We start from the raw sequence: 26,704 nt of genomic DNA on the forward strand, positions 1-26,704 counted from the left end.
CCCCGGCTCGCTCAGGCCCGAAGGCTCGCCAGCCGGGTCCGGAAGGCCTCCGTGTCGGACAGGAACCACAGCTGGGTGCCGCGGTTGCTCTCCCGGACGAAGTCCCGCAGGGAGTCGCTGGCGTCGATGTGGTGCGCGATGTCACCGATGACCGCCAGCCCCATCCGGTAGTTGGCGAACTTCTGGACGACGGCGCCCGCGAGACGGGTGCGCAGCCGGAAGAAGTCCTCCGACAGGCACTCGGCCGGGAGCACGACCCACTCCGCGCCCCGGAACATCCCCTCGCCGACCAGGTCGGTCGCATCGCGCTCGTCGTGGACGGGAGTCCCGTCGCCCGAGCGGACGAGGACGCAGGTGCCGGCGAGTTCCTCGATCGTGTCAGCCATGGGAGGCGTCCCTTTCGTCGTGGGGCGGTCCGGCGGACGCCGGATCATTCCAGGTCCTCGATCACCGAGTCGATGAGCCGCAGGAGTTCGGCCGTGGTGTCCAGGCCGCCCAAGACGATGATCTTGAGGGTGGCGCGTTCCCTGTCGTGGACGCTCTCCACGCGCAGCCGGTCTTCGCTCCGGCGGCCCGCGACGGCGGCCATCAGCAGATTGGTCAGCCGGTCGACGGAGCCGGGGGCGATCGCGTCGATCTGTACGATGCCCGACACCTCGGTGTGCCGCGCCGGGCGCGCGGGCGAGGGGGCGGGAAGGCCGGTGAAGGCCTCCAGGTCCTCGTGGGTGACCCGGTACTGCCGCCCGACGAGGGCGGCCTTCAGCCGGCCGTCCCGGACGTACCCCCGGACGGTCCGCACGTGCAGCCCCAGCAGGTCCGCCACCTGTTCCAGCGAGTAGTAGAGCTGCTGCCGCGCCACGCCGTCCACCCAGTCGCCCTCCGCTGCCTGCCCCCGCACCCCTGCACGGGAGGACCCTTAACTTCCCTCAAGGTACATGACTGAGGGAAGTCTGAGTAACTATGGGGGAGGGGCGAGTGTCGTCACGCAGTCCTGCCAGGCCGGCGGACTCAGCAGCGGTCGCAGTCGGGTGAACATGGACAGGAGGTCGGCTCCCCGCCTCGCGCGGAAGTCGCCGTCGACGCGCGCGATGTCCACCTCGTTGGCGGCGGTCAGTTCCACGAAGTCCCTGCGGCGGCGCGGGGTGGGGACGAACCGGGCGCCGGTGAACCGGTCGCGGAAGGGCGAGCCGGCGTCGGCCAGCGTGGGATAGGACGCGTCGCGGTCACAGCTCGCGTAGAAGTAGACGATCGATTCGGCTTCGGCGCCGATCACCTCCGCCAGCCGGGAGCGCTGTCCGAGCGGCAGGGGTGCGGTGGCGAAGCCGTCGGTTCCGTAGAAGGCGTGGCACAGTCCGGCAAGCTGGAGGGCGGGGCGGGCGTCCCAGCGTTCGAGCTGCTCCCGCACGCGTCGCAGGTGTGCGCCGAGGGTGCCGCCCGGATGGTCGGCGGTGGAGGCGCCGAGTTCCTCCAGGAGGCGTAAGGCGGCGGATACGCGGTCGGCCGATCGTGGCATCTGGATCGTTCCTTCCCGAGTCGGGTGAGGTCGGGTCGACACCCGGCAGCGTCCTGAGCGGTGGTCCGGACCGGTGCTCAGGCCCCTGCCGGGTTGCCGCCCTGGGCCCGGGAAAGATCATGGCAAGGGCCAATATCCAAGTCAATCCTAGGGTTTGGTTCCAGTCACCCAAGGGATAGCTTGGGGATGTGACCCTTGACGATCTTCGATTCTTCTCCGCGGTGTGCAAGGCGGGTTCGCTCAGCGCCGTGGCCCGCGACATGGACTGCACCCAATCGGCCGTCAGCCAGCACGTGAAACGACTCGAACGCGAGCTCGGCCTCAGCCTCCTGGAGCGCCACCCCCGCGGCGTGGCCCCCACCCAGGCCGGACACCTCCTGTGGATGGCGGTCGACGAAGGCCTCGGCAGCATCGACCGCGCCCTGCGCGACATCGACGACCTCGTACGCGGGGACGGCGGATCCGTCCGGATCACCACCGGTGCCACGACGGTCCGTCACTTCATGTCCGCCGCCGTCGTCGACTTCCGGCGCCGGTTCCCGCAGGTCAGCCTGGAGTTCGAGACGGAGAACTCCAGCCGGGGCTGCTGCGGGGCGGTGGCCGCGGGCCGGGTCGACCTCGCCTGGATCACGATGGGCGAACCGGTGCGCGGCATCGAACAGCGTCCCGTCGTCGAACTGCCCTGGGTCCTGGCCGTCAGCGCCGAACACCCCCTGGCCGCGAACCCGTCCATCGCCCCCGCCGACCTGGAGGGCATCCGCATCGTCGGACTGCCCGAGAACTCGACCTCCCGCTCCCACCTCGACCACTGGCTCAGGGAATCGGGCATCCGCGCCGTCTTCGACACCAGCGTCGCCGACTGGGACACCGCGATCCTGCTGGCCGAGCTGGGACTGGGCTGCGCCCTGGTGCCCGCGCTCCCCGGCTGGCTCGGCCCCGGTCACGGGGACCTGCGCCTGGTCCCGCTCCCCGCCCTCCCGCCCCTGGGAGCGGGCTGGGCCGTCCGCCGCTGGGACGCCCTCTCCCCCCTGGCCCGCACCTTCGCCGACACCGTCGCCCGCCACTGCGCGCGACGGCCCGCGGCCGCTCCCGGGGATCCCGGAGCGGCCCGGGGGTAGGGCCGCGCCGTCAGCCGGTGTACCTGGTGCCCTCGAAGGAGTACGGCAGGTGCGACTGCGCCGCGACGGAGACCTCACCGGCAGCGCCCGCAGGGACCTTGAGCACGGTCAGCCCCTCTCGGCCCCGGCTTCGAGCCTGGCCGGGTCGCCGAGGCTCCTGCGCTCGGCCTCGAGGCCGCCGGCGAAGGCCTCGCGCTGGGAGACGACCTCCTTGCTCCACTTCACACCGCCCGCGCCGGCGTCGGTGTGCAGGTAGTCGCCGTAGCGCCCGCAGACGTCCGCCGGGTTCGCGGCGAGTCCCGAGAAGTCCCCGCCGGTGGCGGCCCGGCCGTCGGCACCGACGGCGATCTGCGGCAGGTCCTTCGCGTCCTCGGCGCGCGCGACGAAGCCCGCGCGCCAGGGGGAGCCCGTCCGCTGCTGGTGGAACAGGGACCAGCGCAGCACGGTCTCGTTCTCGGCGTCACCCACGGTGTGGCCGGACAGCTCGTGGGCGCCGAGGATCCAGCGGTCGCCGCCGTCGTCCTTGCCGGTGGTCCACGTGTGCACGGCCGGGTCCGTCTCCGGGGTGTTGGCCGGTCCGGGCTTCCGGTCGGTCCCGTACTTCCGGGCGGTCTCCACGACGGCGAGCTGCTGCTCCAACAGCGGGCCCTCGGTGATCCCCTTCCAGTACTCGGCGTCGAAGCTGTCCGCCTCGACCTTCGCGGTGATGTCCTTGACGACCCCGCGCGCCTCGTCCTCGGAGAGAGGCGGGGCCTTGACCGGAGCGGCGGACGGGCTGCCCGCCGGCGACGCCGCCGCCGACACCCCCGTCCGGGGGTGCCGCGCCGCCCCGGACGCATGCCGTGGCCGCCCGCGCTCCGTAAGCTCGGGCACGCGCGTGCCCGGACGAGGGCCCGCGGACGCACCCGACGGGGCGACGGCGCGGCCCGCCCCGGCCGGGTCCAGGAGAGGACGTGGAGCACTTCATGACCACACCACGGGACTTGCTGATCGTCACCATGGACAGGGCGTCCGGACCGCCCGCCGGACAGGGCGACCTGTCGCTCGCGCTCGCGGGCGCCGAACTGGTCGACCTCCTCGCCGCCGGGGCCGTCGCCCTCGACGGCGACCGCATCGTGCCGGGCGGGGGAGCGCCCCCGGCCGACCGTCTGCTGGCGGAGGCGGCCGCCGCGCTCGTCCGGGAGGCGCCCTACGAACCGGTGGCCGACTGGCTGTGGCGCAGGGGCCGCGACCTGTCCGGCGCCTACCGGGCCGCGCTGGAGGCGGACGGGCTGCTCGTCCGGGAACAGCGCCGCGGCATGTCCTTCCGGGCCGGCCCGCTGGTGCCCGCCGATTCGCTCGCCCGCCGCCGGGCCGCGGACCGCTGGGCATCGGAGGACCCCGTCCTCGTCCTGCTCGCGGAGGCCGTGGGGATCCCGGGCCACCCGCACGCGGACGCGCCGGACGTCCCGGACGTCGCCGACGACTCGGTGGCCACGGTGCTGGCCGCCGTCAACGACGCGGTGGTCGAACTGGGCGCCGTACGGCAGCGGAGGGCCATCGAGGAGGCAGCTTTTGACAACATCTGGCGGGGGAACGGAGGCTGACGGGAGGTTCGCGCCCGCGCATTGTGACTACCATGGGATTCCAGGCAGACACACTGTGTAATGGAGGCGTAATGCTGGGTCTGGTTCCCGGCGCCAAGCCCGATCGGGGCGTGCACGCCCCGGGACTCGGCGAGATCACTTCGAATCCGTGGGTCTTCAAGTGCATGGGCCGCGTCTACAGCGCGGCCCGCTCCGGCGGCGCCGTCGTCATCTGGGACGTCACCGACATCACCCGCCCGTTCCCCGTCGGCAGGGCCGAACCCGGCTCCGAGGACCTGTGGAGCGTCCACACGCCACGGGGCCTGCTCGCGGGCCGCACCGACGGCACCCTTTACGCGGTCGCGGCACTCAGGGAGGCCTCGCTCCCGGCCGGCGGCCCCCCGCCGGGCCCGTTCGGACCCTAGGCCCACCGGGCCGGCGCCCGGATCCGGGCCGACCTCGCGTAGGGGGCGGCCCGGTCCGGGGGCCGATCCTGGCCCATGAGCCTGCTATGATCCAGGAGTTGGCCTTCGGCGGCGCACCCGGTGCGCAGGTTCGGAGGCTTTTTTCATGCCTTCCGACCACTCCGTGTCCCGCGCCCCCGCCGACGGCGGCCCCGCACCCGCCCCCACCGGATACCGGGCCCTGCTCCGGTCCCGAGAATTCGCCGGTCTCTACGCCGGATTCACCCTGACGGCCGCCGCCGCCACCCTGTCGGGCTTCGCCCTCGGCACGCTGGTCGACCGGCAGACCGGTTCGCCCTTCCTCACCGCCGTCACCATGTACGGCGCTACTTTCGCCACGGTGCTCGGAGCGCTGACCCTGATGTCGGTCGCGGACGGCCGCCGCCCCCGCCGCACCCTCGTCGCACTCCAGTGCCTCACCCTGGCCGGAGTGGCCGCGCAGGCGGTCCCGGGGCTCCCGCTGACCGTCAGGTTCGCCCTGCTCCTGCTGCTCGGGTTCTTCCAGTCGCTGGGAACCGGCACCCGCATGGGGCTGCTGGCCGAGGTCGTGCCGGCCTCCGCCTACGCACTGGCACGCTCCCTGATCAACATCACCTCGGGCGGTACGGCGATCCTCGGCTACGCCGTCGGAGCGCTGTTGCTCCGGTACACGAGCCCGCGTGGGCTCATCGGCGTCGCCACGGCCCTGGCCGCACTCTCCCTGGTGGTGGTCGCGACGACCGTCCGGGAACGCTCCATCCGGCTGACCCGCCGCCCCGGACTGCGCCAGACCTGGACGACGAACATCGCGCTCTTCTCCCACCCGGGCCGACGGGCGCTGCTGTTGAACCTGTGGGTGCCCAACGGACTGATCGTCGGCTGCGAGGCGCTTTTCATCTCCTACGCACCCCAGGACGCCGGTACCCTCCTGGCCGCCGGGTCGGCCGGCATGCTCCTCGGGGACCTGGTCGTCGGGCGCCTGCTCACGGCCGAGGGGCGCCGGCGCCACGCCTTCGCCCTGCGGCTGCTGCTCGCGGTCCCGTACCTGCTGTTCGCCTTCTCCCCGCCCGTCGCGGTCCTCACGGCGGCCGTGTTCGTGTCCGGCGTCGGGTTCGCCGCCACCCTGCCCCTGCAGGAGGCGCTCCTCGAACTGACCCCCGAGGCGGTCCGCGGACAGGTCCAGGGCGTCGAGTCCGCCGGCCGGATGACCTGTCAGGGCCTCGGCGCCGCGATCGCCGGTGGCGCCGCCCAGTACCTCGCCCCCGGAGCCACGATCGCCCTCGTCGCCCTGCTCTCCGCCACCGTTACCCTGGCTTCCCGGCCCTACGTGGCCCGGGCCCGCGCCGACGTGTGGGCCGGCGGGGCGCGGGCGAGGGGCGGGAGCTGACGGTCAGTCGACCTGGAGCTCGCCCATCCGGCTCCAGCCGGTGGCACCCTCGATGGTGGTGCTGACGATGTCGGGCGTGCGGGCGACCAGCGGCCGCATCGCCTCCAGGGCGGCACGGAAGTGATCGGAGGTCACGTGCGCCTCCGCCGCGTCGTCCTGGAAGGCCTCGACCAGTACGTAGGTGTCCGGCTCCTCCAGGCTGCGCGACCACTCGAACCACAGGTTGCCCGGCTCGGCCCGGGTGGCGCGGGTGAACTCCGCGACCTTCTCGGGCCACTGGTCGACGTATTCGGGCTTGACGGCGAATTTCACCACAATGAAGATCATTCCACCATTGTAGGCACGACCCCGCCCGGCGCTCCTCTTTGGGCCCGGGGTGACGTCGTGCTACATTGATCTTGTTCTTGCGGCCGCGGAAGCGGCGGTGGGACCCGCGTTGGTGGTCCAAGGAAAGACACCCCACTTCCCGTGGGGGGATGCAGGTGCAAGGCCTGCCCAGCGCTCGATCAAGGCCCCGGCCTCCTCACGGAGGGCGGGGCCTTTTGCCGTCCCGGGGGAGGCGCGTACGCCCGGCGTCGCTCCGGCCGGCGACCGGCCGGGGTGCACGGTGCGTGCGCGAACCCCCGGCCGGGTGCGGTGCCCGGAGGGCAGGTCAGGCCTCGGCGGCCACGGTCTCCGGCTCCGGAGCCGCGACGGGCTCCCCGGCGGCCTCCGCGGCGGGGGCCGCCGGTTCCGGAGCGGTGGGCCGGGGTGCGGTGTACATCACCGAGCCCTGCTTGTGCTCCTTCTCGATGGAGCCCTTCTTGGCGAGCGCTTCGAGGGCGTTGCGCACCACCTGGGTGGAGGTCGGGCGGCCGGGGTGGGCCTCGGCCAGCGCGGAGGCGACCTCGCTGACCATGCGGGGTTCCGCGGCTGCGACCAGGAGGGTCAGGACCAGCTCGCGCAGCGGCGGTTCCGCGGCCTTGCGGGCCTTCGGCTCGGAGGCCTTCGGGGCCGCCGCGGGCTTAGGGGCGGCGGACTTGCGAGCGGTGGCCTTCGCCTTCGTCGCGGTCTTGGCCTCGGTCTTCGCCTCGGTCTTCACCTCGGTCTTCGAGTCGGCCGCCGCGGCGGCGGCCTTCCTGGCCGGTGTGGCCGTCCTGGCGCGCGCGGTCGCCCCCGTGGCCTTCCTCGCCTGCCGGGGCTTCGGCACACCGCCGGAGGCCGGGCCGGTCGTGGACGCCGCCGGCGTGGCGGGCGCGACGTTCGCCGCCGGTGCGTCCTGAGCCTCGGCCGCCTGCTTCTTCTCCGCCTCCGAGGGCAGGGTGCCCTGGATACCGAGGAGCCAGTTCTCGTCCGCCTTCAACTGCGCCAGACGCACTTCGAGTTCCGCGATCTGGACGGAGACGTACTCCTGTTCCTTGCGGTTGGTCTCCAGATCGGCGGCGAACCGCTGTGCGTACACGTTGTGGATGGGTGTGGTGTCCGACTCGTTCGCCATTGCGGCTCACTCTCCTCATACCTCACGGTGTTGCTGCCGGATGCTACCCGCCAACACGCGGGCGCAACTGCGCTTCCGTGAAGATCCGCCGCACTCTTGGGTTCCGGAGAAAGCCGATGTCGCGCCGTCGTCCCGCGGTCGTTCCACCCGTATGCCGCCACCGCCGCGTGTGCCCGGCGCGGCGCGGAGGCGCGCAGGGGCAACGGGCCTAACCTCGGGGCATGGCTGACATGTTCGACCACGCCCCACAGGTGTGGACCGCGGCGCGGCTGCGCGCGGCACTCGCAGACCTGCCCGACGAGACGCCCATCCACATCGGTGTGGCCGACGGACCGGGAGACTTCGAAGGGTACGGAGAGTACGTCCTGGTTGACGCCGAACCGGTCGAGGTGGACACCGGTGACGACCCGAGCGGTGAGCAGGTGCAGTTCACCCTCTTCGCCGACGCCCGAGCCGGTGCCTACCACCTCGACGTCGACTGACGGGGGTGTCCGCCGGGGCCGGATCGGTGCGGTACAGTTGATCTAGAGCTCACCGCCGCGGAACGCGATGGTGGGACAGGCGTTGGTGGTCCAAGGAAAGACACCCCACTTCCCGTGGGGGGATGCAGGTGCAAGGCCTGCCCAGCGCTCGATCAAGGCCCCGGCCTCCTCAGGGAGGCCGGGGTTCTTCGTTTTCCGGGATCAGTGGTGGCGGCGGAACGCGTCGGTGAGCCGGTCGACGTCCTCGTCGGTGGTGTGCATGTGCGGACTGATCCGCAGGGCGTCGCCGCGTGCGGCGGTGTGGATGCCCCGCGCCTCCAGGTACTCCATGAGGCGCGGCCGTACACCCTCGGGCAGGTGGACGCCGAGCATGTGGGGGCCGCGCGGCTCGGGTACCGTCCAGCCCGCGGCCAGGGCGGCCTCGCCGATGCGGGCGGTGTGCCGGGCGAGGACGCGGGCGACCCCGGACGGGGTCCACTCGTTCATCTGCTCCAGCGCGGCCACCGCCATGGGCGCGAGCTCGAACTCGGTGCGCTGTCCCACGTCGAAGCGGCGGGCGCCGTCCTGGTAGTCGTCGCGGTAGTCGACGAGCCGGCTGAAGTCGCGCGCGTCCCGGCGCACGATCCAGTTCTCCTCCAGCGGCCGGCCGCCGTGGTGTGCGGCGTCCACGTAGAGGTAGCCCAGTCCGAACGGCCCGAGCAGCCACTTGTAGCCCACCGCGAAGAGGAAGTCGGGGCGGACCTCGCGTACGTCGAGGGGCACGGCGCCGGCGGACTGGCTGGCGTCGACCACCAGTGCCGCCCCGGCGGCGCGGGCCGCGCGGGAGACGGCGACCAGGTCGAGGGAGGCCCCGTCCGTCCAGTGGACCTGCGGTACCGACACCACGGCGGTCCGCTCGCCGATCGCTTCCAGTACGGCCTCGGTCCATCCCTGCCCCGGCCCGCGGGACACCGTGCGCAGCTCCGCCCCGCGCTCGGCCGCGAGGCGGCGCCAGGTGTAGATGCCCGACGGGTACTCGCCGTCCAGTACGACCACGTGCCGGCCGGGCCCCACGGCCACGTTGGCGGCCGCGGTGGCGCATCCGTAGCTGGTGGCCGGGATGAGGGCGATGTCCCCGGGGGCCGCGCCGATGAGGGGGGCGAACAGGGTCCGGCGGCGCTCGGCGCCGTCGAACCAGTCGTCCGTCCGGATCTCCCAGGGCCTGGCGCGCCAGGCGAGAGCTGCCCGGCCCGCTTCCAGGGACGCCGTCAGGGTGGGGGCGATGCTCGCCGTGTTGAAGTACGACACCTCCCGCGGGACGTCGAAGAGTTCCCGCCCGCCCGTGCCGTTGCCGTGGGCCGTCACGGTGTCCGCACCCTCCTCCCGCGCCCGCCAGGTGCGGCTCGCCGACCGTCCGCGCCCACTCTAGGGGCGGGGGTCGCGTCGGCGGGGACCGGCGCGGCGGAGGCCGGCGGGAGAGCGAGGGCCCGGGGAGTGATGGAGGTCCCCGGGCCCTCGTGCCGCTGATGCCGCGGGGGACGCGGGTGTGTATCTGCGACGTAGAGAGAAACGATTCACCCCGGGCCGGGTTACGGGTCACGGGTGAGCCGCGTCTCACCGGGCCGCCCGCGCTTGTCTATGCAACGAGTTGCATAGAAAGATCGGGGGTATGGCGCTCGAACACGCGATCCTCGTCTCCCTGCTGGAGAAGCCGGGTTCCGGCTATGAGCTGGCCCGGCGCTTCGAACGCTCCATCGGCTACTTCTGGACGGCCACCCACCAGCAGATCTACCGCGTGCTCAAGCGGATGGAGGGCGACGGCCTGCTCGCCGTCCGCGAGGTGGCCCAACAGGGCAGGCCGGACAAGAAGGAGTACTCCGTCGCCGCGCCCGGCAGCGCCGCCCTCTCCCGTTGGCTCCACGAACCGATCGAACCCGAAACCATGCGCCACGACCTCGCCGTGAAGATCCGCGGCGCGGCTTTCGACGACCCGGCCGCGCTGATCCGCGAGGTCGAGCGCCACCACGCCGTGCACAGCGGCCGGCTCGCGCACTACCTCGCGGGAGAGCGGCGCGACTTCACCGGGCCCGACGCGCCGGCACCGCTCGACCAGGGCCGGGAGCTCCAGCACGTCGTGCTGCGCGGAGGCATCGCGTACGAACGGATGACCATCGCCTGGCTCGACGACGTCCTCGCCACCCTGCACCGGCTCGGCGGGGCGCTCCCGCCCGCCTGAACCGCACCGCACCCCTCGTCCCGCAACCTCAGGAAGGCGAAACCCCATGGCCGACGCCCTGCTGTTCAACCCTCACACGTACGACCCGGCACACTTCGACCCCGAGACGCGCAGGCTGCTGCGTGCCACCGTCGACTGGTTCGAGGCCCGCGGCAAGCGCCGGCTGATCGAGGACTACCGCACCCGCGCCTGGCTCGGGGACTTCCTCGCGTTCGCCGCCAAGGAGAGCCTGTTCGCCACCTTCCTCACCCCGGCCTCCGCGGCCGGGCAGGAGGACCGGCGCTGGGACACCGCGCGGATCGCCGCCCTCAACGAGATCTTCGGCTTCTACGGTCTCGACTACTGGTACGCCTGGCAGGTCACCATCCTCGGCCTCGGCCCGGTCTGGCAGAGCGACAACGCCGCCGCCCGCACCCGCGCGGCGGAACTCCTCTCCCAGGGGGAGGTGTTCGCCTTCGGCCTGTCCGAGAAGACCCACGGCGCCGACATCTACTCCACGGACATGCTGCTGGAGCCCGACGGCGACGGCGGTTTCCGCGCCACCGGCTCCAAGTACTACATCGGCAACGGCAACGCCGCCGGACTCGTCTCCGTCTTCGGCCGTCGCACCGACGTCGAAGGCCCGGACGGGTACGTCTTCTTCGCCGCCGACAGCCGCCACCCGGCGTACCACCTGGTGAAGAACGTCGTGGACTCCTCCAAGTACGTGAGCGAGTTCCGCCTGGACGGCTACCCCGTGGCCGCCGCCGACGTCCTGCACACCGGCCGCGCCGCCTTCGACGCGGCCCTGAACACCGTCAACGTCGGCAAGTTCAACCTCTGCACCGCGTCCATCGGCATCTGCGAGCACGCCATGTACGAGGCCGTCACCCACGCGCACAACCGCGTCCTCTACGGCCGCCCGGTCACCGCGTTCCCGCACGTGCGCCGGGAGCTGGCCGACGCCTACGTCCGCCTCGTCGGCATGAAGCTCTTCAGCGACCGCGCCGTCGACTACTTCCGCTCGGCCGGCCCCGAGGACCGTCGTTACCTGCTCTTCAACCCGATGACGAAGATGAAGGTGACCACGGAGGGCGAGAAGGTCATCGACCTGATGTGGGACGTCATCGCCGCCAAGGGCTTCGAGAAGGACACCTACTTCGCCCAGGCGGCCGTCGAGATCCGCGGGCTGCCCAAGCTCGAAGGCACCGTCCACGTCAACCTCGCCCTGATCCTCAAGTTCATGCGCAACCACCTCCTGGAGCCGGTCGAGTACGCCCCCGTACCGACCCGCCACGACGCGGCCGACGACGCCTTCCTCTTCCGGCAGGGCCCCGCCCGCGGACTGGGATCCGTACGCTTCCACGACTGGCGCACCGCCTACGACGCGTACGCCGCCGTGCCGAACGTCGCCCGCTTCCGCGAGCAGGCCGACGCCCTGTGCGAGTTCGTCGCCACCGCCGCTCCGGACGAGGAGCAGAGCCGCGACCTCGACCTCCTGCTCGCCGTCGGCCAGCTGTTCGCGCTCGTGGTCCACGGTCAGCTCATCCTGGAGCAGGCTCGCCTGACCGGTCTCGACGAGGACGTGCTGGACGAGCTGTTCGCCGTCCTGGTGCGCGACTTCTCCGGGCACGCGGTGGAACTGCACGGCAAGGACTCCGCCACCGAGCAGCAGCAGGGCTGGGCGCTCGGTGCGGTGCGGCGCCCGGTCGTCGACGACGCCCGCTCGGCCCGGGTGTGGGAGCGGGTCGAGGCCCTGTCGGGGACGTACGAGATGGCTCCGTAAGCCGTCACGGATCACCGGCCAGGAGCCGCCCGCTTCCGCGAGCGGCTCCTGGCCGGTGCCGTGGCTTCGGCTTCGGCGTAGCGGCGTGCCGGACGGGCGCGGGCCGAAACGAGCTCACCGCACGGTGTACCCCCCCGGCACGGCTCAGGAGGCGGACGCGGGCTGCAGGGCCGTCTTGAGGAACTCCTTGGTGCGTTTGACCGCTTGCACCATGGAGAAGTGCTTTCCGCCCGGCGGGAAGTAGTCGATCGCTCCGACGGCGCCGTGGTCGGCCCAGTAGCAGGTCGTCATCGGGAAGCTGTCGGCGACGTTCTGCTGACACTTGATCACCGCGGTAGGGGTGCTGACCTCCGTCGGTTTGCCGACGAGCGGCCGTTCGCCCTTACCGGCGCCCAGTGACTCCTCGAAGACCTTGTCCAGGGTGGCCTTGGGGTCCGCCACCTGGTCGAACAGTTTCGTGCGGGCGATGAGGTCCGGCGCGGTGACCGTGATGGGGCCCTTGCTCAGTTGGATGCGGGGGAATCCGAAGCAGGAGATTCGGTCGCCGCCGCTCTTGTCCTCACGGAGGGGGAGGTCGTCGGTCGCGGACAGGCGCACGTCCTTGCCGTTGCCGAAGCGGAAGCCGCCGTCACCCTTGTCACAGGTGAGCTGCTCCATCACGGGAAGACCGACGTGCGTGTACCGGGTCCCCTTGTCGGCCGCCAGCTCGCCGTCCGCCTGCTTGGGGAGGGAGGGGGAGGCCGCGTCGGGCGAGCCGGCAGCGCCCGGCTTGCCGCCGCCGCCCGGCGCCGTCTCAGCGCTCGCACCGCACCCCACGGCGAGCATGGCGAGTGTGGTGACACCCGCGACCGCAACCCATTTGTTCATGTTTCCCGCCCCGGTATTCCTCAATGATCAACGCAAGCCTAAGGGTTCGAGGCGGAGGCCTCTGCGCCCGGCGCGGAGCCGGGCCGGGCGAGGGGGCTCCCGGTTCGGGGCGTGCGGGGGGTGGGTAGGGAGGCGGGCATGCGACGTTTCGAGGGGTACGGCGTACTGGTCACGGGTGCGGGGCGCGGCATCGGTGAGGCCGTCGCCGGACGGCTGGCCGGCGAGGGCGCGCGGGTGCTGGTCACCGACCTGGACGGGGAGCGGGCCGAAAAGGCGGCGGCCGGCATCCGGGAGCGCGGGGGCGCCGCCGAGTCGCTGGGCTGCGACGTGGCCGACCGCGCCGCCGTCGAGGCGGCCGTCGCCCACGCGGTCCGCCACTTCGGCACGCTCGACGTGCTGGTCAACAACGCCCACTCCTGCCACCCGGACACCCCCCTCTTCGAGGACGGGACCGACGAGACCTGGGCACGGGACCTCGACGTCACCCTCACCGGCGCCTACCGCTGCGCCCGCGCCGCCCTCCCGCACCTCGCGGCGGCACCCGGCCGCCGGGGCGCGATCGTCAGCGTCGGTTCGGTCAACGGCGAGCAGGACTTCGGCAACCACGCCTACAGCGCGGCCAAGGCGGGCCTCGCCGGACTGACCCGTACGCTCGCCGGCCACGCGGCGCCCCGGGGCGTCCGCGTGAACCTGGTCGCCCCCGGTACGGTCCACACCGACGGCTGGGCGGGGCGCGAGGCCGGGCTGGCGGCCGCGGCCGGGCACTATCCGCTCGGCAGGGTCGGCCTGCCCGACGACATCGCGGCGGCCGTGGCCTTCCTGGCGTCCCGCGACGCCGCCTGGATCACCGGTGTGACCCTTCCCGTGGACGGGGGCATCCTCATCAGCCAGTCCGGCCTGCGGGGCGCCCTGCGCGGGGAGTGACCCCCCGGGTCAGGCCGTACCCCCGAGCCGGTCGCGCTGGATGCGGTGCGCCAGCGCACGCCGGACGGAGGCCGGCCCCGTGGCGGCCGAGGGGGGCCCGGCAGGGACGTCGAGGCCGCGGCTGATCTCGTCGTACGCCTCCCTGTGGCCGACGGGCAGCTCGGCCCGGTGCTGCCGCAGGTCCTCCTCGACCAGGCGCCGCAGCTCGTCCACCGTCCGCGGGGTGAAGCGCTTGCGCCCGCGGGCGAACGCGTCGACGTGGCGGGTGCAGCGGGCGGTGGCGCCGAGGGTCTCGGAGATCTCCTCGGCCAGGCCCCACAGGCGTCCTTCGAGCCAGGGCGCGTCGTGCTGGCGGAGGGAGAGTTCCATCGGGGTCGGCGTGGGGTCCTCCGCCCGGTACTTCACCACCTGCTTGGACACGGCGGGCTGGCTCATGTCCGTGAGCCGGGCGATCCGCTCCTGGGTCCATCCCAGCCCCACCAGCACCTTGATCATCTCGGAGCGGAGCCTGCGCATCTCCTCGCCCGCCCGGATGACCTCGTTCATCTCGGCGAGGATCCGCCCCGCCTGCTCCTCGCTCAGTGCCCCGGAGCGGTCAGTCAGTGCCCGGGAGGGGTCCGTCGTGCCTGTCATGGCTCGGTTATACACCGGGGGAGACGGTGGTCATAACCCGGTTCTACAACCAGGGTGTACAACCTGGTTGTAGAACCGGGTTGTGGATGGCAGGATCCACGCCATGCCCACGTACCCCGCACCTGACGGAACGCTGCTCGCCTACCGCACGATCGGCGACGGCGCCCCCCTGCTCTGCCTCCCCGGCGGCCCCGCGGACTCGCGCTACCTCGGCGACCTCGGCGGTCTGGCCCGGCACCGCCGGCTGATCCTGCCGGACCTGCGCGGCACCGGCCGGTCCGCCGTCCCCGAAGACACCGCCTCCTACCGGTGCGACCGCCTGGTCGACGACGTGGAGGCCCTGCGTATGCACCTCGGGCTCGCCCGGACCGATCTGCTGGCCCACTCCGGCGGCGCGAACCTCGCGGCGCGGTACGTGGCCCGGTACCCGGAGCGGACCGGCAGGCTCGCCCTCATCGGCCCCGGCGCCCGGGCCGTCGGCATCGACGCCAGTGGTGCGACGCGGCGCGAGCTGGCCCTGCTGCGGAAGGACGAGCCGTGGTTCCCCGAGGCCTTCGCCGCGCTGGAGAAGGTCTCCAGGGGCGTCGGCGGAGCGGCCGAACGGGCGGCCCTCGCCCCCTTCTTCTGCGGCCGGTGGGACGCCGCGGCGCGTGAGCACCACGAGGCCGGGCAGCCGCGCAACCCGGACGCGGTCGCCCACTTCGGCGCCGACGGAGCGTTCGACCCCGAGGCCACCCGGGCGGCGCTCGGCACCTTCGAGGCCCCGGTCCTCCTGCTCGCCGGGGAGTTCGACCTGAACAGCCCGCCCGCGATGGTCGCCGCATTCGCGGAGCTCTTCCCCGACGCCACGTTCGTCGTCCAGCCCGGAGCGGGCCACTACCCGTGGATCGACGATCCCGGCCGCTTCGTGGCGACCGTGGCGGCGTTCCTCGGCGCGGGTGCGGCGGATACCGGCCATGCCGACCGGTCCGGTACCCGGGGGAATCCGCCCGGAACGAGCCGGCACCCCCTTTTCCCGGAGGCGTCGGCCACCCCCGCCGAGGCCCGGTCCGGACCGGCTTCGTAAGGATCCGGCGAGGGTTTTCCGTAGAGCCGAGGGGGGCTTGGTTCCTGTCCGGTTGTCATGCATAGGATCAGTGGCCTGCCAACGGGGAGAATCGACATGCCAGATGAATCCGGCCAGTTGTGGAGTGGTGGGAGCGCGGGCGGCGCGGACCGGCGGGTGGGGACGCGGCTGAACGGGGCGCCGGGCCCGATGGGGCCGTTCGCCCCGGGCGGCTCGCCGGACTTCGCCTCGACGCCCGCGGAGAAGAGGGCCGCCGCCAACACCATCGAGACCGAGCTCCAGCCGAACACCAAGAAGGCCACCGAGCACGCCGACGACGCCACCGGCGCCGCCGGCAAGGGCTTCGACGGCTGGGAGACCGCCGCCGGCCTGAAGACGGTGGCCGACACGTGGGACCAGCAGGTGAAGACCCTGATGGGCCGGCTGGCGGGCGAGAAGAGCGCGCTGCGCGGTGCCAACAGTCTGATCACCGGCAACGACACGGGAGTGGGCGACCAGCTCCGTACGGCGGGCTCGAACTCCGGGCTGAACGGTCTGTAGGGGGAGCCGCGGTGCTGAACTACTACGAGGTCATGACCACGGACCTGGGCCTGCTCACGACGGCCGCAGGCAAGTGGGACTCGATGGCGGGCGAGCTGAAGAAGGTCGAGACCCGCTACGGCGAATCCGTCCAGAAGATCGCGACAGGGCCGGACTGGTCCGGCGTCAGCGCCGGGGCCGCCCACTCCGGTTTCACGGCGACCCGCTACGAGTACGCCGCCGCGCAGACGCAGGCCAAGGCCATCGCGAGCCTGCTCCGTGACGCGCACGAGGGCTTCACCGACCTCAAGAAGAAGCTGGAGAGCGCCCGCGACGACGCGGTGGCCGCCGGCATGACCGTCTCCGAGCAGGGACGCGTCGCCTTCGACTACGCCAGGCTCACCCCGGCCGAACGCAGCGCCTACCACCACGACCCCGACGGCCGGAAGAGCATCTCCGACGCCGTCGGCGCGTGGCAGAAGCACATCGACGACCGGGTGCGGGCCGTGTCCGAGCTCGACCGGCACGTCAGGGCGGCGCTGAGCGCCGCCGTCGTCGACAGCAACAGGGACGGCTTCGGCAGGGGTGCCGACGCAACGTTCAACGGGTTCAACGCCCACCCCGAGGGCGACCTCTCCAAGGCGCCGAAGACCCTGTCGGCGGACACCGTACCGCCGGACGGGCACGACCCCACCACGGTCACCGGGCCCGCCGCCGGCTTCTCCATCAGCGGCACCAAGTACGGCAAGGAGGGTTCGGTCAAGGCCTACGCCGACCTCTTCCACGCCACCGCCAAGGGCTCCATGACCGACGGACGCTGGACGCTCTCCGGCGTGGACGACATGTACGCCGGTGCCCGCGCCACCGCCAACTGGGGCTTCACCGACCAGGGCGTCTCCGGAAAGGCCGAGGCATCGGCGGGCATCAGGGCACTGGTCGAGGGCCGCGCCGAGTACGGACAGGTCGGCGGCTACGGGCGCGTCGAGGGATTCGCCGGCGCGGAGGCCTCGGCCACCGCGAAGGTGACCAAGACCGAGGTCGGAGTCGGCGCGAAGGCCTTCGCCGGAGCGAAGATATCCGGGGCCACCGGCGTGGAAGCCGGCGGCATCGGCGTCGGCGTGACCGGCGAGGGCTGGGCCGGCGCGGGCGCGGAAGCCTCCTGGGGCCTGCGCAAGGACAAGGACACCGGCGCGTGGAAGCTCGGCGGCAAGGCCGGCCTCGCCCCGGGCCTCGGCGGCGCCGTCGGCCTCGAAATCACCGTGGACCCGGGCAAGGTGACCAAGGCCGCCGGAGACGTGGCCGACCTCGTGGGTGACACCGCCGGCGACGTCAAGGACACCGTCACCGGCTGGTTCGACTGATGTACTCCCCCCTGGAAGGAGGGCCCGAGATGCCCACCACCCTGCCGGTACCGATCGAGTTCCACCTGCCCGACGGCTGGCTCCCGGCCCACCGGGAAGCGTTCGACCCCGGCGTCGCCTTCGCCGCGGTGCACCCGCGGCCCGACGCCGGCTTCGCCGCCAACATCACCGTCGACGGCGGTTTCCCGCCCGAGGGCGCGACCCTCGTCGACCTCGCCGACGATTCGGTGCGGCGGCTGCGCGAGGTCGCCGAGTCCGTCCAGATGGTCCGGCGCCAACAGGCCGGGACCGCGGATTCCCCCGCCCTCACCCAGCGGATGACCTTCTCCGCCGTCGCCGGGGACGTCCGGCGCGACCTGGTCCAGTCCCAGGTGTTCCTGGCCCTCGTCGACACCCGCGACCCCAGCCGTCGGGCCGTGCTCCGGCTCGCCCTGACCGCCACCGCCGCCCAGCACGACGCCGTCGTCGACGACTTCCGGTCGTTCGTGCGCAGCGTCCGCCCGGACACGGGCGAAGGGGCCTGACCATGGGCCGTCTCTGGGACAGGTACATGGGCACCACGAGGCCGGACGGCGGTGCCCCGGCCGTGCCCGCCACGGAACTGCGCGCGGCACTGCTCGCGCTGACCGGCACGGGCGTGCCGTTCGGCGTGCGCGAGACACCCGGCGAAGGAGCGCACCTGGTGGCGGAATGGCGGGTCATGGAGCCCCCCACCGGTTCGGGCGTGACCCGGCGACAGGTGGAGCGGACCTTCAAGATCTGGATGCGGCTGGTCCCCGAGGAGCGCGAGGTACGGGCCATGGACGAGCAGTGGGCGGTGACCCGGGCCGGGAACCCGCCCGGGCGGACCGTGCAGCGCGAACACGGCCGCGGCCCCATCCGCCGCGTGCAGAAGGAGTGGACCTTCGAGAAGGGGGCCGACGGCCGCCGGCAGAAGGTCGAGACGTTCCGCCTCGACACCCGGGACATGAAGCACCCCCTGCGCGACACCGTCCTCGCGGCGGGCTGGACCTGGCGCGGAACGCGCAGGCTCTGACGGCGGAGCCGGCCGCCCCGGCGCGGACGCCGACCGTACGGCGTACGGCCGCGGGGGCGGTCACGGGCCGGTGCCGCTCGGATGTGACGGCCCGGAAGGCGGACGAGACCGCCCGTCCGGACGCGGCGGCCGGGGGGAGGCCGGGGGCGGCTACCATCGCGGGCATGGCGGACCCCGAGCAGAGCGGCCGAGCGCAGGACGCGTCGTCCGCGTCTCCCGCGCGCCCCGCGCCCCCCGCGCCCTGGCGCGTCGGCGTCGTCGAGTACCGGCAGGCGACCGGCCTCCCGCCGGACCGGCGCCACCGCGCCGGGAAGGCCCGGCCGCTCGCCTCGCGGGACGGCCTGCGCATCCACGGCACGGTCGGCCGGATCACCTGCGTCGACGGCTCGGGCCTCACCCGATGGACCCACCGCTGCGCCGGCCTGCCCAACGCCGCCCACCTCAGCGGGGACCGGGTCCTGGTCACCACGGACTCCCTCGACTACACCCCCTGGGGCCACCTCGGCCCGGCCCTCCTCCTCGACCTGGCGGACGGCACCCGGATCGCCGAACTCCGCGGCAAGCGCGGCGCCGCCCTCGGCGGCGGCCGCTTCCTGCTCGGCCTGGAGGGGTACGACGCCTTCGACACCCGGCAGTACGACCGCGACGCCGCCCTCGTCGACTCCTGGCGCAGCTACGGCCATTACGTCATCGGCACCGGCATCCGCGTCGTCGAGACCGACCGGAGCCTTCCGACCGGCAGCCGTGTCGTCCGCCTGCTGCCCGGCGGCGTCATCGAACGCGGCCCCCGCCTGACCGGGCCGTCGGCCCCGCGGCCCGTGGTCCTGGAGGACGGCACCATCCTCGTCCTCGACGCGGGGGTGCTGCGCGCCGTGGACCGCCGGCTCGGTGCCACCGTACTCGCGGAGCTCCTGCCCGCCACAGCCGACGAGGACCCCCGCCGGACGGTGTCCCTGCGCCGCGAGGGCGGGAACGTCACCGCGGTCATCGCCGAGCCGCGGCCCGGTCATTCGAGCCGGTACACCGTCCACACCTGGACGATCGCCCTCCACCCGCCCCACGGCTGAGGCCGCGCTGGGGCCCCACGGCTTCGGGACCCGTCAACGGCGGGCCAGGAGGCCGTCCACCAGGGCGTCCAGGCCGTCCCGGTAGGTGTCCTCGGCGGTCAGCGGAGCCCACCGCTCCGCGAGCTCGGCCAGCCGCGGCAGCTCGTCCGGAGCGAGGTCGGCGAAGACCCGCTCCCGGTGCGTCGTACGGTCGTCGTCCGTACGCCGCCGCTGCGCCGAGGCCCGGACCACGATCTCCCCGGCGGTGTAGTACCAGATCGCGCGGTAGCCGTGCACGGCCCGTTCGGGGCTCAGCCCGCAGGCGACCAGCCCGTCGACGATCTGCTCGACGAACCACAGCGCGGAGGCGGACATGAGGTCGTCGGCCGTCAGCACCTCCACGATCCAGGGGCAGGCGGCGAGCGCCCCGTGGACGGCGACCGCGGCGACGACGACCCGCTCGCGGGGGTCGGCGGGCAACGTCTCGGGACGGAGCAGCGTCCGGGTGGCGTGGTCGTCCAGCAGCAGGAGGAGCAGTTCCTCCTTGTTGCGGACGTGGTGGTACAGCGCCATCGGGGTGCTGCCGATCTCGGCGGCCAGCCGGCGCATCGTCAGCCGGTCCACCCCCTCGTCGGTGACGATCCGCCGGGCCGTCCCGATGACCTCCTCACGGGAGATGCGGGGAGGTCGGCCGAGGGCCTTGCGTGGTACGGACGGTTGCGACATGGACCCATCATCCCCGGCTCCCGCCGGGCGCGGGGCCCCGGGCCCGCTCGCCGCACGCCCCGCCGTCGACGTCGGTTGACATGGAGTGCACTCCAACACCTAGCGTCCCGAGCAGACGAACGCGATCTCAGGAGGCATCACCATGACCGACCTTCCCACCCGGCACCTGGGCGAACTGGCCGTCTCCGCGCAGGGGCTGGGCTGCATGGGCATGAGCCACGGTTACGGCACCTCGGACGACGCCCAGTCGATCGCCACCCTGCACCGTGCCCTCGATCTCGGGGTGACCCTCCTGGACACCTCCGACTTCTACGGCTCCGGGCACAACGAGGAGTTGATCGGCCGGGCCGTGGCGGGGCGCCGCGACGAGGTGGTGCTGGCCACCAAGTTCGGCTTCGCCAACCGCCTGGGCGAGCCCACCCTGATCCGCGGTGACGCCGCCTACGTCCGGCAGGCGTGCGAGGCGTCGCTGCGCCGCCTCGGCGTCGACCACATCGACCTCTACTACCAGCACCGGGTCGACCCGCGGGTGCCGATCGAGGAGACGGTCGGGGCGATGGCCGAGCTGGTCCAGGAGGGCAAGGTCCGCCACCTCGGGCTGTCCGAGGCCGGCGCGCGGACCATCCGGCGGGCCCACGCGGTACACCCGATCGCCGCGCTGCAGAGCGAGTGGTCGCTGTGGACCCGCGACCTGGAGGCGGAGATCGCGCCGGTCTGCCGCGAACTCGGCATCGGCCTGGTCCCGTTCTCCCCGCTCGGGCGGGGCTTCCTGACCGGGCAGTACCAGTCCGTCGAAGGGCTGTCCGAGAACGACGTGCGGCGCACGCAGCCGCGCTTCGCCGACGGCAACCTCGAACGCAACCTCGCGATCGTGGCGAAGCTGAACGAGCTGGCCGCGGCCAAGGGGGTCACCACCGGCCAGCTCGCCCTGGCCTGGGTGCAGGGCCGGGGCGCGGACGTGGTGCCGATCCCCGGCACCCGGCGGCAGCGCTACCTGGAGGAGAACCTCGCCGCACTGGCCGTGGAACTGTCCCCCGAGGACCTGTCCGCCATCGAGGCCGCGGCCTCGCCGGACCGGATCGCGGGCACCCGCTACGACGCGACCAACCTCACCTTCGTCAACCACTGAGTCCCACACCCCCGACGGGCCCGCGCACCCCCGGGGCCGCGACGCCGATCGGCCGTGTCCACGCGAAGGTGTGAGTTCGGTGCCGTCCGGGCCCGCGGGGCCGTCCCGCAGGCCAGACTGGTCATCACCGACCCGCCTGCGGCGGACCGAACTACCCTTCCCCGGAAGGCCGTTGCTCCTGAAGGGAGCCATGCGTGAGCGAGATCCCCGTGACCGGGACAGGTACGCAGGACCTCTGGCCCGCCATCGAACGGCTCGCCGCGTCCTTCGTGCGCCGCGACGACGAGCGGGGGGTCTCCGCGGAGGAGCAGTGGACCCTCCAGGTCCTCAAGATCGGCGAGGAGTTCGGGGAGGCGGCCCAGGCCGTGATCGGAGCCCGCGGCACCAACCCGAGGAAGGGGTACAGCCACGGCTGGTCGGACGTCCAGGCGGAGGTCGCGGACACCGCCATCACCGCCCTGGTCGCGCTCGCCCGGATGCGGCCGGACGACGCGGCCGAGTACCTCGCGCGCCAGTTCGCGGCGAAGTCGGCCAAGTTCCTGCCCGGCCCGCAGCAGCAGCCGCCGCGCGACGGCCGACCGGACCCCGAAGCGGGCCGGTGACCCGGCCACCGGCCCCGCTCCCGCACCGGAGGAACCATGCCCGTACCGAGCCTGCTCGCGGTCTTCGCCCACCCCGACGACGAGTCCCTCCTCGCGGGCGGCGTGCTCGCCCGCCACGCCGCCACGGGCGCGCGTACGGCCGTCGTCACCACGACCTGGGCGCCGGACAGCCACCGCGCGCCCGAACTCGCCGATGCCCTGCGCCTCCTCGGTGCCGGTGGGCCGAGGATGCTGGGGTACGCCGACGCGCGCGTGCCCGGGTCGGCGCCCGGCCGGGCGCGGCTGCTCGACGCGCCGCCGGACGAGGTGGTGGCGCGGATCGTGCGCCAGGTGCGCGAGTTCCGGCCCGATGTGGTGGTCACCCATGACGGGTACGGCCAGCTGACCGGCCACCCCGACCACGTCCGCACCCACCGGGCGACCCTGTCGGCCGTGTACGCCGCCGGCCTGGAGCACCTCCACCCCGAGGCGGGGGAGCCGTGGCTGCCCGGCGCCCTCTACCTGGCCACGCACCCCCACTCGGGCGTCGGCGAGCTCGGCGCACTCCTGCGGAGCGCGGGGAAGACCGTACTCAGCGTCCCCGACGAGCACGTCACGGCGAAGGTCGACGTCCGCCCGTGGCTCGACCGGAAGTGGTCCGCCATCGCCGCGCACCGGAGCGAAGCGGCACGCGAACGCCCGCTGCCGGGAATCCTCTCCCGCCTCCCCGCCGCAACCCGGGACCGGATCCTCGCCACGGAGTGGTACACCCGCATCGCCGTCCGTCCCGCCCCGGGCGGCGCCGACGCCCTGACCGCCTGACGCCCCGACCGGCCGGGGGCCGTTGTCAGACCCGTGGTGCAGGATCAAGGACATGAAGACCCCGTACGCCGATGAGGCGCTGTCCAGCATGTCCGGCCGCGACGACTACGAAGCCGCGCTCGGCCGCCTGCGCGATGCGTCGAGGGCGTACTACGGCGACGGTGACAGCCCCGTCGACGACGCGACCTACGACCGGCTCCGCCTCGCCGTGCTGGCCTGGGAGCAGGCGCACCCCGACGAGGTCGCCCCGGATTCCCCGACCGCTCTGGTCGGGGACGGCGCCGCCCCGGCCGGCGACGTCGCGCACACCACCCCGCTGCTCAGCCTCGACAACGTCTTCGACCCGGCCGGCCTCACGGCCTGGGGTGCCTCCCTGCAGCGCCGTCTCGGCCACGAGCCCGCCGGCGGGTTCACCGTCGAACCGAAGATGGACGGCGCGGCCGTCGCCGCCCGCTACCGCGCCGGCCGGCTGGAACGGATCGTCACCCGGGGCAACGGCACCCACGGCGAGGACGTCAGCCACGTGATCGGCACCATCGAGGGCCTGCCGGAGCAACTGCCCGTGCCGCTCACCTTCGAGGTGCGGGGCGAAGTCCTCTTCACCCAGCAGCAGTTCGAGACCGCCAACGAGGTCCGCGCCGCCCACGGCGCGCAGGTCTTCGCGAACCCGCGCAACGGCACGGCCGGCACCCTGCGCGCCAAGGACCGCCCGTACCGGCTCGCGATGACCTTCTGGGCGTACGGGGCGGTCGAGCTGGACGGCGTCGCCCTCGCACCCGCCGGCGCCACGCACGCCGAGGTCCTGGCCGCCGTCGCCGAGGCCGGGGTGCGGACCACCGCCGCCACGCCCGCCGGGCTGCACGTCGTCGCCACCCTCACCGAGGCGCAGCGGAAGGTCGACGAGATCGCCGCGCTCCGTCCCGTCCTGCCGTTCGGCATCGACGGGGTCGTGATCAAGGCGAACGACGCGGCCGAGCAGGCCGCGGCCGGGTTCGGCAGCCGGTTCCCGCACTGGGCGACGGCCTTCAAACTCCCGGCCGTCGAGCGGCAGACCGTACTGAAGGACGTGGTCTGGGACGTGGGCCGCACCGGCGTCCTCGCCCCGACGGCCCTCCTCGAACCGGTGGACATCGACGGATCCACCGTCACCCGCGCCACCCTGCACAACCCGGCCGACATCCGCCGCCGCGACCTCCACCTCGGGGACACCGTGACGGTCTACAAGGCCGGCGACATCATCCCCCGCGTCCAGGCCCCGGTGACCGGCCTCCGTCCCGCCGGGGCGTGCGAGGTACCGCTGCCCACGGTCTGCCCGAACTGCGCGGGCGAGATCAACAAGGACCAGGAGCGGTGGCGCTGCGCCAAGGGCACGGCCTGTGCACTGCCCGCCCTGATCGAGTACGCGGCCGGACGCGACATGCTCGACATAGACGGCCTCGGCAAGACGTACGTCAAGGCCCTGATCGACTCCGGTGACGTCGCCGACGTCGCCGACCTCTTCACCCTCACCGAGGAGCAGCTCACCGTCGCCTCCGGCAGCGCCAAGCGCGGGGCCAGACTCGCCGGGCAGATCGAGGCCGCCAAGTCCCGCCCGCTGAGCCGCGTCTTCTGCGCGCTGGGCGTGCTCGGCACCGGGCGGAGCATGTCCCGCCGCATCGCCGCGCACTTCGAGAGCATGGACGCGATCCGTGCGGCCGATGCCGCCGCCCTGCAGGAAGTCGACGGCATCGGCGGGGAGAAGGCCCCGGTCATCGTCGAGCAGGTCGCCCTGCTGGCGCCCGTCATCGACAAGCTGGCCGAAGCCGGCGTGAACATGAAGGAGCCGCGGGAACCGCGCCCCGTCGCGGAGGGCCCCCTGGCCGGGCGCACCGTCGTGGTCACCGGCAAGATGAGCGGACCGCTGGAGACACTGGGACGCTCGGAGATGAACGCCCTGATCGAGCGGGCCGGTGGCAAGGCGGGCAGCAGCGTCAACTCCAGGACCGCCTACCTGGTCTGCGCCCCGTCCCCGAGCGGGAAGCCGAGCTCGAAGGCGGTCAAGGCCGGGGAACTGGGGGTCACGGTCCTCACCCCGGAGGCCTTCGCCGAGCTCGTCGCGGACCACCTGGCCTGACACGGGCCGTGCGGGCCGCCCCGTCCGTGGACCCGGACGGGGGAATGGGCGCCGCCGCGCGCGTACCGCGCGGTGTCACGGCGCCGCGCCGCCACGGGTGCGGTGAGGATCGGGGCATGGGCTTCGTACTGCCGGTCCTCTTCGCGCTGTTCGCGGCGTTCAGCAACGCCCTCGCGACGGTCCTCCAGCGGAGGGCCTCGCTCACGGTGCCGCAGAGCGACGGCTTCCGCTTCGGGCTCGTCCTCGATCTGCTGCGCCGCCCCGTGTGGATCGGCGGAATCCTCGCGGTGATCGCGGCAGGCGTGGGCCAGGCCGCGGCGCTGGCGACGGGCGCGCTGTCCCTCGTACAGCCGCTGTTCGTGCTGGAGCTGCCGCTCGCCCTGCTGATCGCCTCGCTGGTGGGGCGCAGCAGGCTGCCGGGGGTGCTGTGGCTGGCCGTGGCCGCGGTGGTGGCGGGGCTGGGGACCGTACTGGTGGCCGCCTCGCCGACGGGCAACCGTACGCACGTTCCGCTCGACCGGTGGGTGATGGCACTGCCGGCGTGCACCGCGGCGGTGGCCGTGCTCGCGGCGGCAGGACTGCGGCGGCCCCCGGGCCGGATGCGGGCCGGCTGCCTCGGCGCGGCCACCGCCGTCTGCTACGCCCTCACGGCGGCCCTCATGAAGTCGGCGGTGCACGCGCTGAGCGAGGGTGGCGTCGGGGCGTTCCTGACGACCTGGGAGACCTACGGCTTCGCCGCGAGCGGCATCTGCGCCGTGCTGCTCCTCGAACACGCCATGCAGGGCGGGCCGCTGGTCGCCTCGCAGCCCGCCCTGACCCTCGGCGACGCGGGCGTCAGCGTCGCGCTGGGGGTCCTGCTGTACGAGGAGCACCTGCGCACGCACTGGTGGCTGGTTCCCCAGTTGCTGGGTCTGGCCCTGATCTGCGCGGGGGTGCTCGCCCTGGCCAGGTCCGGGGCGGGGGAGGAGCCCGGCGCACCGTGAAGCCGGGCGGGGCGCCGCCCGGACCGGCCGGGTCAGGCCGCGTCCCGAGGGGGCTCGGTGGAGGGCGACCAGTCGACGAGATCGGCGGGCACCGCCCTCGGGGTGATGCCCGTCATGGCCTTGAACACGTGGTTGTAGTGCGACTGGTCGTGGAAACCGGCGTGCTGCGCGACCTTCGCCAGCGGCATGCCCGCCCCTTGCAGCCGTAGCGCGTGGCTGAGCCGCAGGATGCGGGCGATGGCGGAGGGGGTGCGTCCCACCTGTTCCCTGAAGCGCCGTTCCAGGTGCCGTGTGCTCCAGTAGGTCCCGGCCGTGAGCTCCTTGACCTTCACCTGGCCGTGGGTCCGGTGCAATTCCCGCCAGGACCAGGCCACCTCCGGCGAGACCGCCGGCCCCCGGCCCACCAGGGGCAGCAGCAGGGCGTCCAGGATCCGGACCTGGCCGTGCCACGTAGCGGATTCGAGCTGCTCCGGCAGGTGCCGCAGCGCGGGCGGCAGCAGGTCGGCGGGATCCAGGTACGGCAGGTCCCAGTGGTGCATGGGCGTTCCGAACAGGCTGTAGGCGCCCATGGGGGTCATCCGGAGCACGATGCCCCGGACCCCGCCCCCGTGCCGGCCCACCAGGGCGCTCGTGAGCGGAAGGTCGGCCCGGTGGAAGCAGCTGACGCTGCGTCGCGGATCCGCCGTGTCGAGCGTGTGGACGGGGGAACCGAAGCCGAATCCGATCGTCGCGACGGTGTCGGGCAGCACCAGCCGGTTCTGGTGGTGGCCGGGACCGTATTCATAACACGCATAGACCTGGACGGCGGATCTCAGGCCGGGTGCGGGCAGGGCGCGCCATGCCTTGAAGGAATTGATTCCACTGGAGTCCGAGCGCGCTCGGCGCATGAATTCACTCTCCTGGGCAGGAGGCTTCCGGGGCACGCACATGCTG

General features: G+C 73.1%; 30 protein-coding genes. 19 read left to right on the forward strand and 11 right to left on the reverse strand.

Annotated features, from left to right (window positions below):
• Positions 1–11 precede the first annotated feature (11 nt).
• Genes ABZW32_RS19595 through ABZW32_RS19605 form a run of 3 tightly spaced genes read right to left on the reverse strand, consistent with a single transcriptional unit; the run spans position 12 to position 1,513 of the window.
• Positions 12–386: a DUF4180 domain-containing protein gene (locus tag ABZW32_RS19595; RefSeq protein ID WP_356217498.1), complete on the reverse strand. Its 375-nt coding sequence runs from the start codon at positions 384–386 to the stop codon at positions 12–14.
• Positions 387–430: 44 nt separating this feature from the next.
• Positions 431–898, reverse strand: coding sequence for a helix-turn-helix domain-containing protein (locus ABZW32_RS19600; RefSeq protein WP_356217500.1), 468 nt, complete (start codon positions 896–898; stop codon positions 431–433).
• Between the two features lie 60 nt (positions 899–958).
• The gene (locus ABZW32_RS19605; RefSeq protein ID WP_356217502.1) at positions 959–1,513 is read right to left on the reverse strand and encodes a DUF6817 domain-containing protein; all 555 of its coding nucleotides are present in this window, start codon (positions 1,511–1,513) and stop codon (positions 959–961) included.
• A 188-nt stretch (positions 1,514–1,701) separates the two neighbouring features.
• Here ABZW32_RS19605 and ABZW32_RS19610 point away from each other — a divergent pair, with 188 nt between their 5' ends.
• Entirely contained in the window at positions 1,702–2,631 is a 930-nt protein-coding gene (locus ABZW32_RS19610) for a LysR family transcriptional regulator (protein WP_356217503.1), read from the forward strand.
• 108 nt (positions 2,632–2,739) lie between these two features.
• Here the strand turns inward: ABZW32_RS19610 and ABZW32_RS19615 are convergent, their stop codons facing one another.
• Positions 2,740–3,435, reverse strand: a complete 696-nt coding sequence (locus ABZW32_RS19615) for a hypothetical protein (RefSeq protein ID WP_356217505.1) — start codon at positions 3,433–3,435, stop codon at positions 2,740–2,742.
• Between the two features lie 161 nt (positions 3,436–3,596).
• Here ABZW32_RS19615 and ABZW32_RS19620 point away from each other — a divergent pair, with 161 nt between their 5' ends.
• The 3 genes from ABZW32_RS19620 (at position 3,597) to ABZW32_RS19630 (ending at position 6,026) form a co-directional block, all read left to right on the forward strand.
• On the forward strand, positions 3,597–4,217 hold the full coding sequence (locus tag ABZW32_RS19620; RefSeq protein WP_356217507.1) for a GPP34 family phosphoprotein: 621 nt from the start codon (positions 3,597–3,599) through the stop codon (positions 4,215–4,217).
• Between the two features lie 71 nt (positions 4,218–4,288).
• Entirely contained in the window at positions 4,289–4,621 is a 333-nt protein-coding gene (locus tag ABZW32_RS19625; protein ID WP_356217509.1) for a hypothetical protein, read from the forward strand.
• 145 nt (positions 4,622–4,766) lie between these two features.
• Complete coding sequence (locus ABZW32_RS19630) at positions 4,767–6,026, forward strand: MFS transporter (RefSeq protein ID WP_356217511.1); 1,260 nt, start codon at positions 4,767–4,769, stop codon at positions 6,024–6,026.
• A 3-nt stretch (positions 6,027–6,029) separates the two neighbouring features.
• Here the strand turns inward: ABZW32_RS19630 and ABZW32_RS19635 are convergent, their stop codons facing one another.
• Both ABZW32_RS19635 and ABZW32_RS19640 read right to left on the reverse strand, forming a co-directional pair.
• A complete protein-coding gene (locus ABZW32_RS19635; RefSeq protein ID WP_356217513.1) occupies positions 6,030–6,353 on the reverse strand; it encodes a putative quinol monooxygenase in 324 nt (107 codons plus the stop codon).
• 325 nt (positions 6,354–6,678) lie between these two features.
• Positions 6,679–7,503: a hypothetical protein gene (locus ABZW32_RS19640; protein WP_356217515.1), complete on the reverse strand. Its 825-nt coding sequence runs from the start codon at positions 7,501–7,503 to the stop codon at positions 6,679–6,681.
• Positions 7,504–7,724: 221 nt separating this feature from the next.
• Here ABZW32_RS19640 and ABZW32_RS19645 point away from each other — a divergent pair, with 221 nt between their 5' ends.
• Entirely contained in the window at positions 7,725–7,985 is a 261-nt protein-coding gene (locus tag ABZW32_RS19645; protein WP_266847357.1) for a DUF6225 family protein, read from the forward strand.
• Positions 7,986–8,186: 201 nt separating this feature from the next.
• Here ABZW32_RS19645 and ABZW32_RS19650 read toward each other — a convergent pair whose 3' ends face one another.
• Positions 8,187–9,329 carry an aminotransferase class V-fold PLP-dependent enzyme gene (locus ABZW32_RS19650; RefSeq protein WP_356217517.1) on the reverse strand — a complete coding sequence of 381 codons (1,143 nt, stop codon included), beginning with the start codon at positions 9,327–9,329 and terminating at the stop codon, positions 8,187–8,189.
• Between the two features lie 304 nt (positions 9,330–9,633).
• Here ABZW32_RS19650 and ABZW32_RS19655 point away from each other — a divergent pair, with 304 nt between their 5' ends.
• Both ABZW32_RS19655 and ABZW32_RS19660 read left to right on the forward strand, forming a co-directional pair.
• Entirely contained in the window at positions 9,634–10,200 is a 567-nt protein-coding gene (locus ABZW32_RS19655; RefSeq protein WP_356217519.1) for a PadR family transcriptional regulator, read from the forward strand.
• Positions 10,201–10,246: 46 nt separating this feature from the next.
• The gene (locus tag ABZW32_RS19660) at positions 10,247–11,965 is read left to right on the forward strand and encodes an acyl-CoA dehydrogenase family protein (protein WP_356217521.1); all 1,719 of its coding nucleotides are present in this window, start codon (positions 10,247–10,249) and stop codon (positions 11,963–11,965) included.
• Between the two features lie 144 nt (positions 11,966–12,109).
• Here the strand turns inward: ABZW32_RS19660 and ABZW32_RS19665 are convergent, their stop codons facing one another.
• Complete coding sequence (locus ABZW32_RS19665; RefSeq protein WP_356217523.1) at positions 12,110–12,832, reverse strand: hypothetical protein; 723 nt, start codon at positions 12,830–12,832, stop codon at positions 12,110–12,112.
• Positions 12,833–12,970: 138 nt separating this feature from the next.
• On the opposite strand from ABZW32_RS19665, the gene ABZW32_RS19670 reads away from it, so the two are divergent.
• The gene (locus ABZW32_RS19670) at positions 12,971–13,756 is read left to right on the forward strand and encodes an SDR family NAD(P)-dependent oxidoreductase (RefSeq protein WP_356217525.1); all 786 of its coding nucleotides are present in this window, start codon (positions 12,971–12,973) and stop codon (positions 13,754–13,756) included.
• Between the two features lie 9 nt (positions 13,757–13,765).
• Here ABZW32_RS19670 and ABZW32_RS19675 read toward each other — a convergent pair whose 3' ends face one another.
• Entirely contained in the window at positions 13,766–14,389 is a 624-nt protein-coding gene (locus ABZW32_RS19675; RefSeq protein ID WP_356217526.1) for a sigma-70 family RNA polymerase sigma factor, read from the reverse strand.
• Between the two features lie 103 nt (positions 14,390–14,492).
• Here ABZW32_RS19675 and ABZW32_RS19680 point away from each other — a divergent pair, with 103 nt between their 5' ends.
• The 6 genes from ABZW32_RS19680 (at position 14,493) to ABZW32_RS19705 (ending at position 19,438) form a co-directional block, all read left to right on the forward strand.
• Complete coding sequence (locus tag ABZW32_RS19680; RefSeq protein ID WP_356217528.1) at positions 14,493–15,455, forward strand: alpha/beta hydrolase; 963 nt, start codon at positions 14,493–14,495, stop codon at positions 15,453–15,455.
• A 96-nt stretch (positions 15,456–15,551) separates the two neighbouring features.
• A complete protein-coding gene (locus ABZW32_RS19685; RefSeq protein ID WP_356217530.1) occupies positions 15,552–15,995 on the forward strand; it encodes a hypothetical protein in 444 nt (147 codons plus the stop codon).
• Between the two features lie 11 nt (positions 15,996–16,006).
• The gene (locus ABZW32_RS19690; RefSeq protein ID WP_356217532.1) at positions 16,007–17,335 is read left to right on the forward strand and encodes a hypothetical protein; all 1,329 of its coding nucleotides are present in this window, start codon (positions 16,007–16,009) and stop codon (positions 17,333–17,335) included.
• A gap of 29 nt (positions 17,336–17,364) precedes the next feature.
• A complete protein-coding gene (locus tag ABZW32_RS19695; protein ID WP_356217534.1) occupies positions 17,365–17,859 on the forward strand; it encodes a hypothetical protein in 495 nt (164 codons plus the stop codon).
• A gap of 26 nt (positions 17,860–17,885) precedes the next feature.
• Positions 17,886–18,371, forward strand: coding sequence for a hypothetical protein (locus ABZW32_RS19700; RefSeq protein WP_356217536.1), 486 nt, complete (start codon positions 17,886–17,888; stop codon positions 18,369–18,371).
• Between the two features lie 164 nt (positions 18,372–18,535).
• Positions 18,536–19,438 carry a hypothetical protein gene (locus tag ABZW32_RS19705; RefSeq protein ID WP_356217537.1) on the forward strand — a complete coding sequence of 301 codons (903 nt, stop codon included), beginning with the start codon at positions 18,536–18,538 and terminating at the stop codon, positions 19,436–19,438.
• Positions 19,439–19,471: 33 nt separating this feature from the next.
• Here the strand turns inward: ABZW32_RS19705 and ABZW32_RS19710 are convergent, their stop codons facing one another.
• Positions 19,472–20,143, reverse strand: coding sequence for a TetR/AcrR family transcriptional regulator (locus ABZW32_RS19710; protein ID WP_356217539.1), 672 nt, complete (start codon positions 20,141–20,143; stop codon positions 19,472–19,474).
• Between the two features lie 142 nt (positions 20,144–20,285).
• Between ABZW32_RS19710 and ABZW32_RS19715 the strand changes: the two genes are divergently transcribed.
• From ABZW32_RS19715 to ABZW32_RS19735, 5 genes are all read left to right on the forward strand, one after another.
• On the forward strand, positions 20,286–21,272 hold the full coding sequence (locus ABZW32_RS19715; protein WP_356217541.1) for an aldo/keto reductase: 987 nt from the start codon (positions 20,286–20,288) through the stop codon (positions 21,270–21,272).
• Positions 21,273–21,466: 194 nt separating this feature from the next.
• Positions 21,467–21,874 carry a MazG-like family protein gene (locus ABZW32_RS19720; RefSeq protein ID WP_356217542.1) on the forward strand — a complete coding sequence of 136 codons (408 nt, stop codon included), beginning with the start codon at positions 21,467–21,469 and terminating at the stop codon, positions 21,872–21,874.
• A 36-nt stretch (positions 21,875–21,910) separates the two neighbouring features.
• Positions 21,911–22,675, forward strand: a complete 765-nt coding sequence (locus tag ABZW32_RS19725) for a PIG-L deacetylase family protein (RefSeq protein ID WP_356217544.1) — start codon at positions 21,911–21,913, stop codon at positions 22,673–22,675.
• A 52-nt stretch (positions 22,676–22,727) separates the two neighbouring features.
• A complete protein-coding gene (gene ligA, locus ABZW32_RS19730) occupies positions 22,728–24,788 on the forward strand; it encodes an NAD-dependent DNA ligase LigA (protein ID WP_356217545.1) in 2,061 nt (686 codons plus the stop codon).
• A 116-nt stretch (positions 24,789–24,904) separates the two neighbouring features.
• Positions 24,905–25,771 carry a DMT family transporter gene (locus ABZW32_RS19735; RefSeq protein WP_356217547.1) on the forward strand — a complete coding sequence of 289 codons (867 nt, stop codon included), beginning with the start codon at positions 24,905–24,907 and terminating at the stop codon, positions 25,769–25,771.
• A gap of 32 nt (positions 25,772–25,803) precedes the next feature.
• Here ABZW32_RS19735 and ABZW32_RS19740 read toward each other — a convergent pair whose 3' ends face one another.
• Positions 25,804–26,658 (reverse strand): helix-turn-helix transcriptional regulator, encoded by an 855-nt coding sequence (locus tag ABZW32_RS19740; RefSeq protein ID WP_356217549.1) that lies wholly within the window; start codon positions 26,656–26,658, stop codon positions 25,804–25,806.
• Positions 26,659–26,704 lie beyond the last annotated feature (46 nt).

The organism is Streptomyces sp. NPDC004667 (genome assembly GCF_040609475.1).
Taxonomy (GTDB): Bacteria; Actinomycetota; Actinomycetes; order Streptomycetales; family Streptomycetaceae; genus Streptomyces.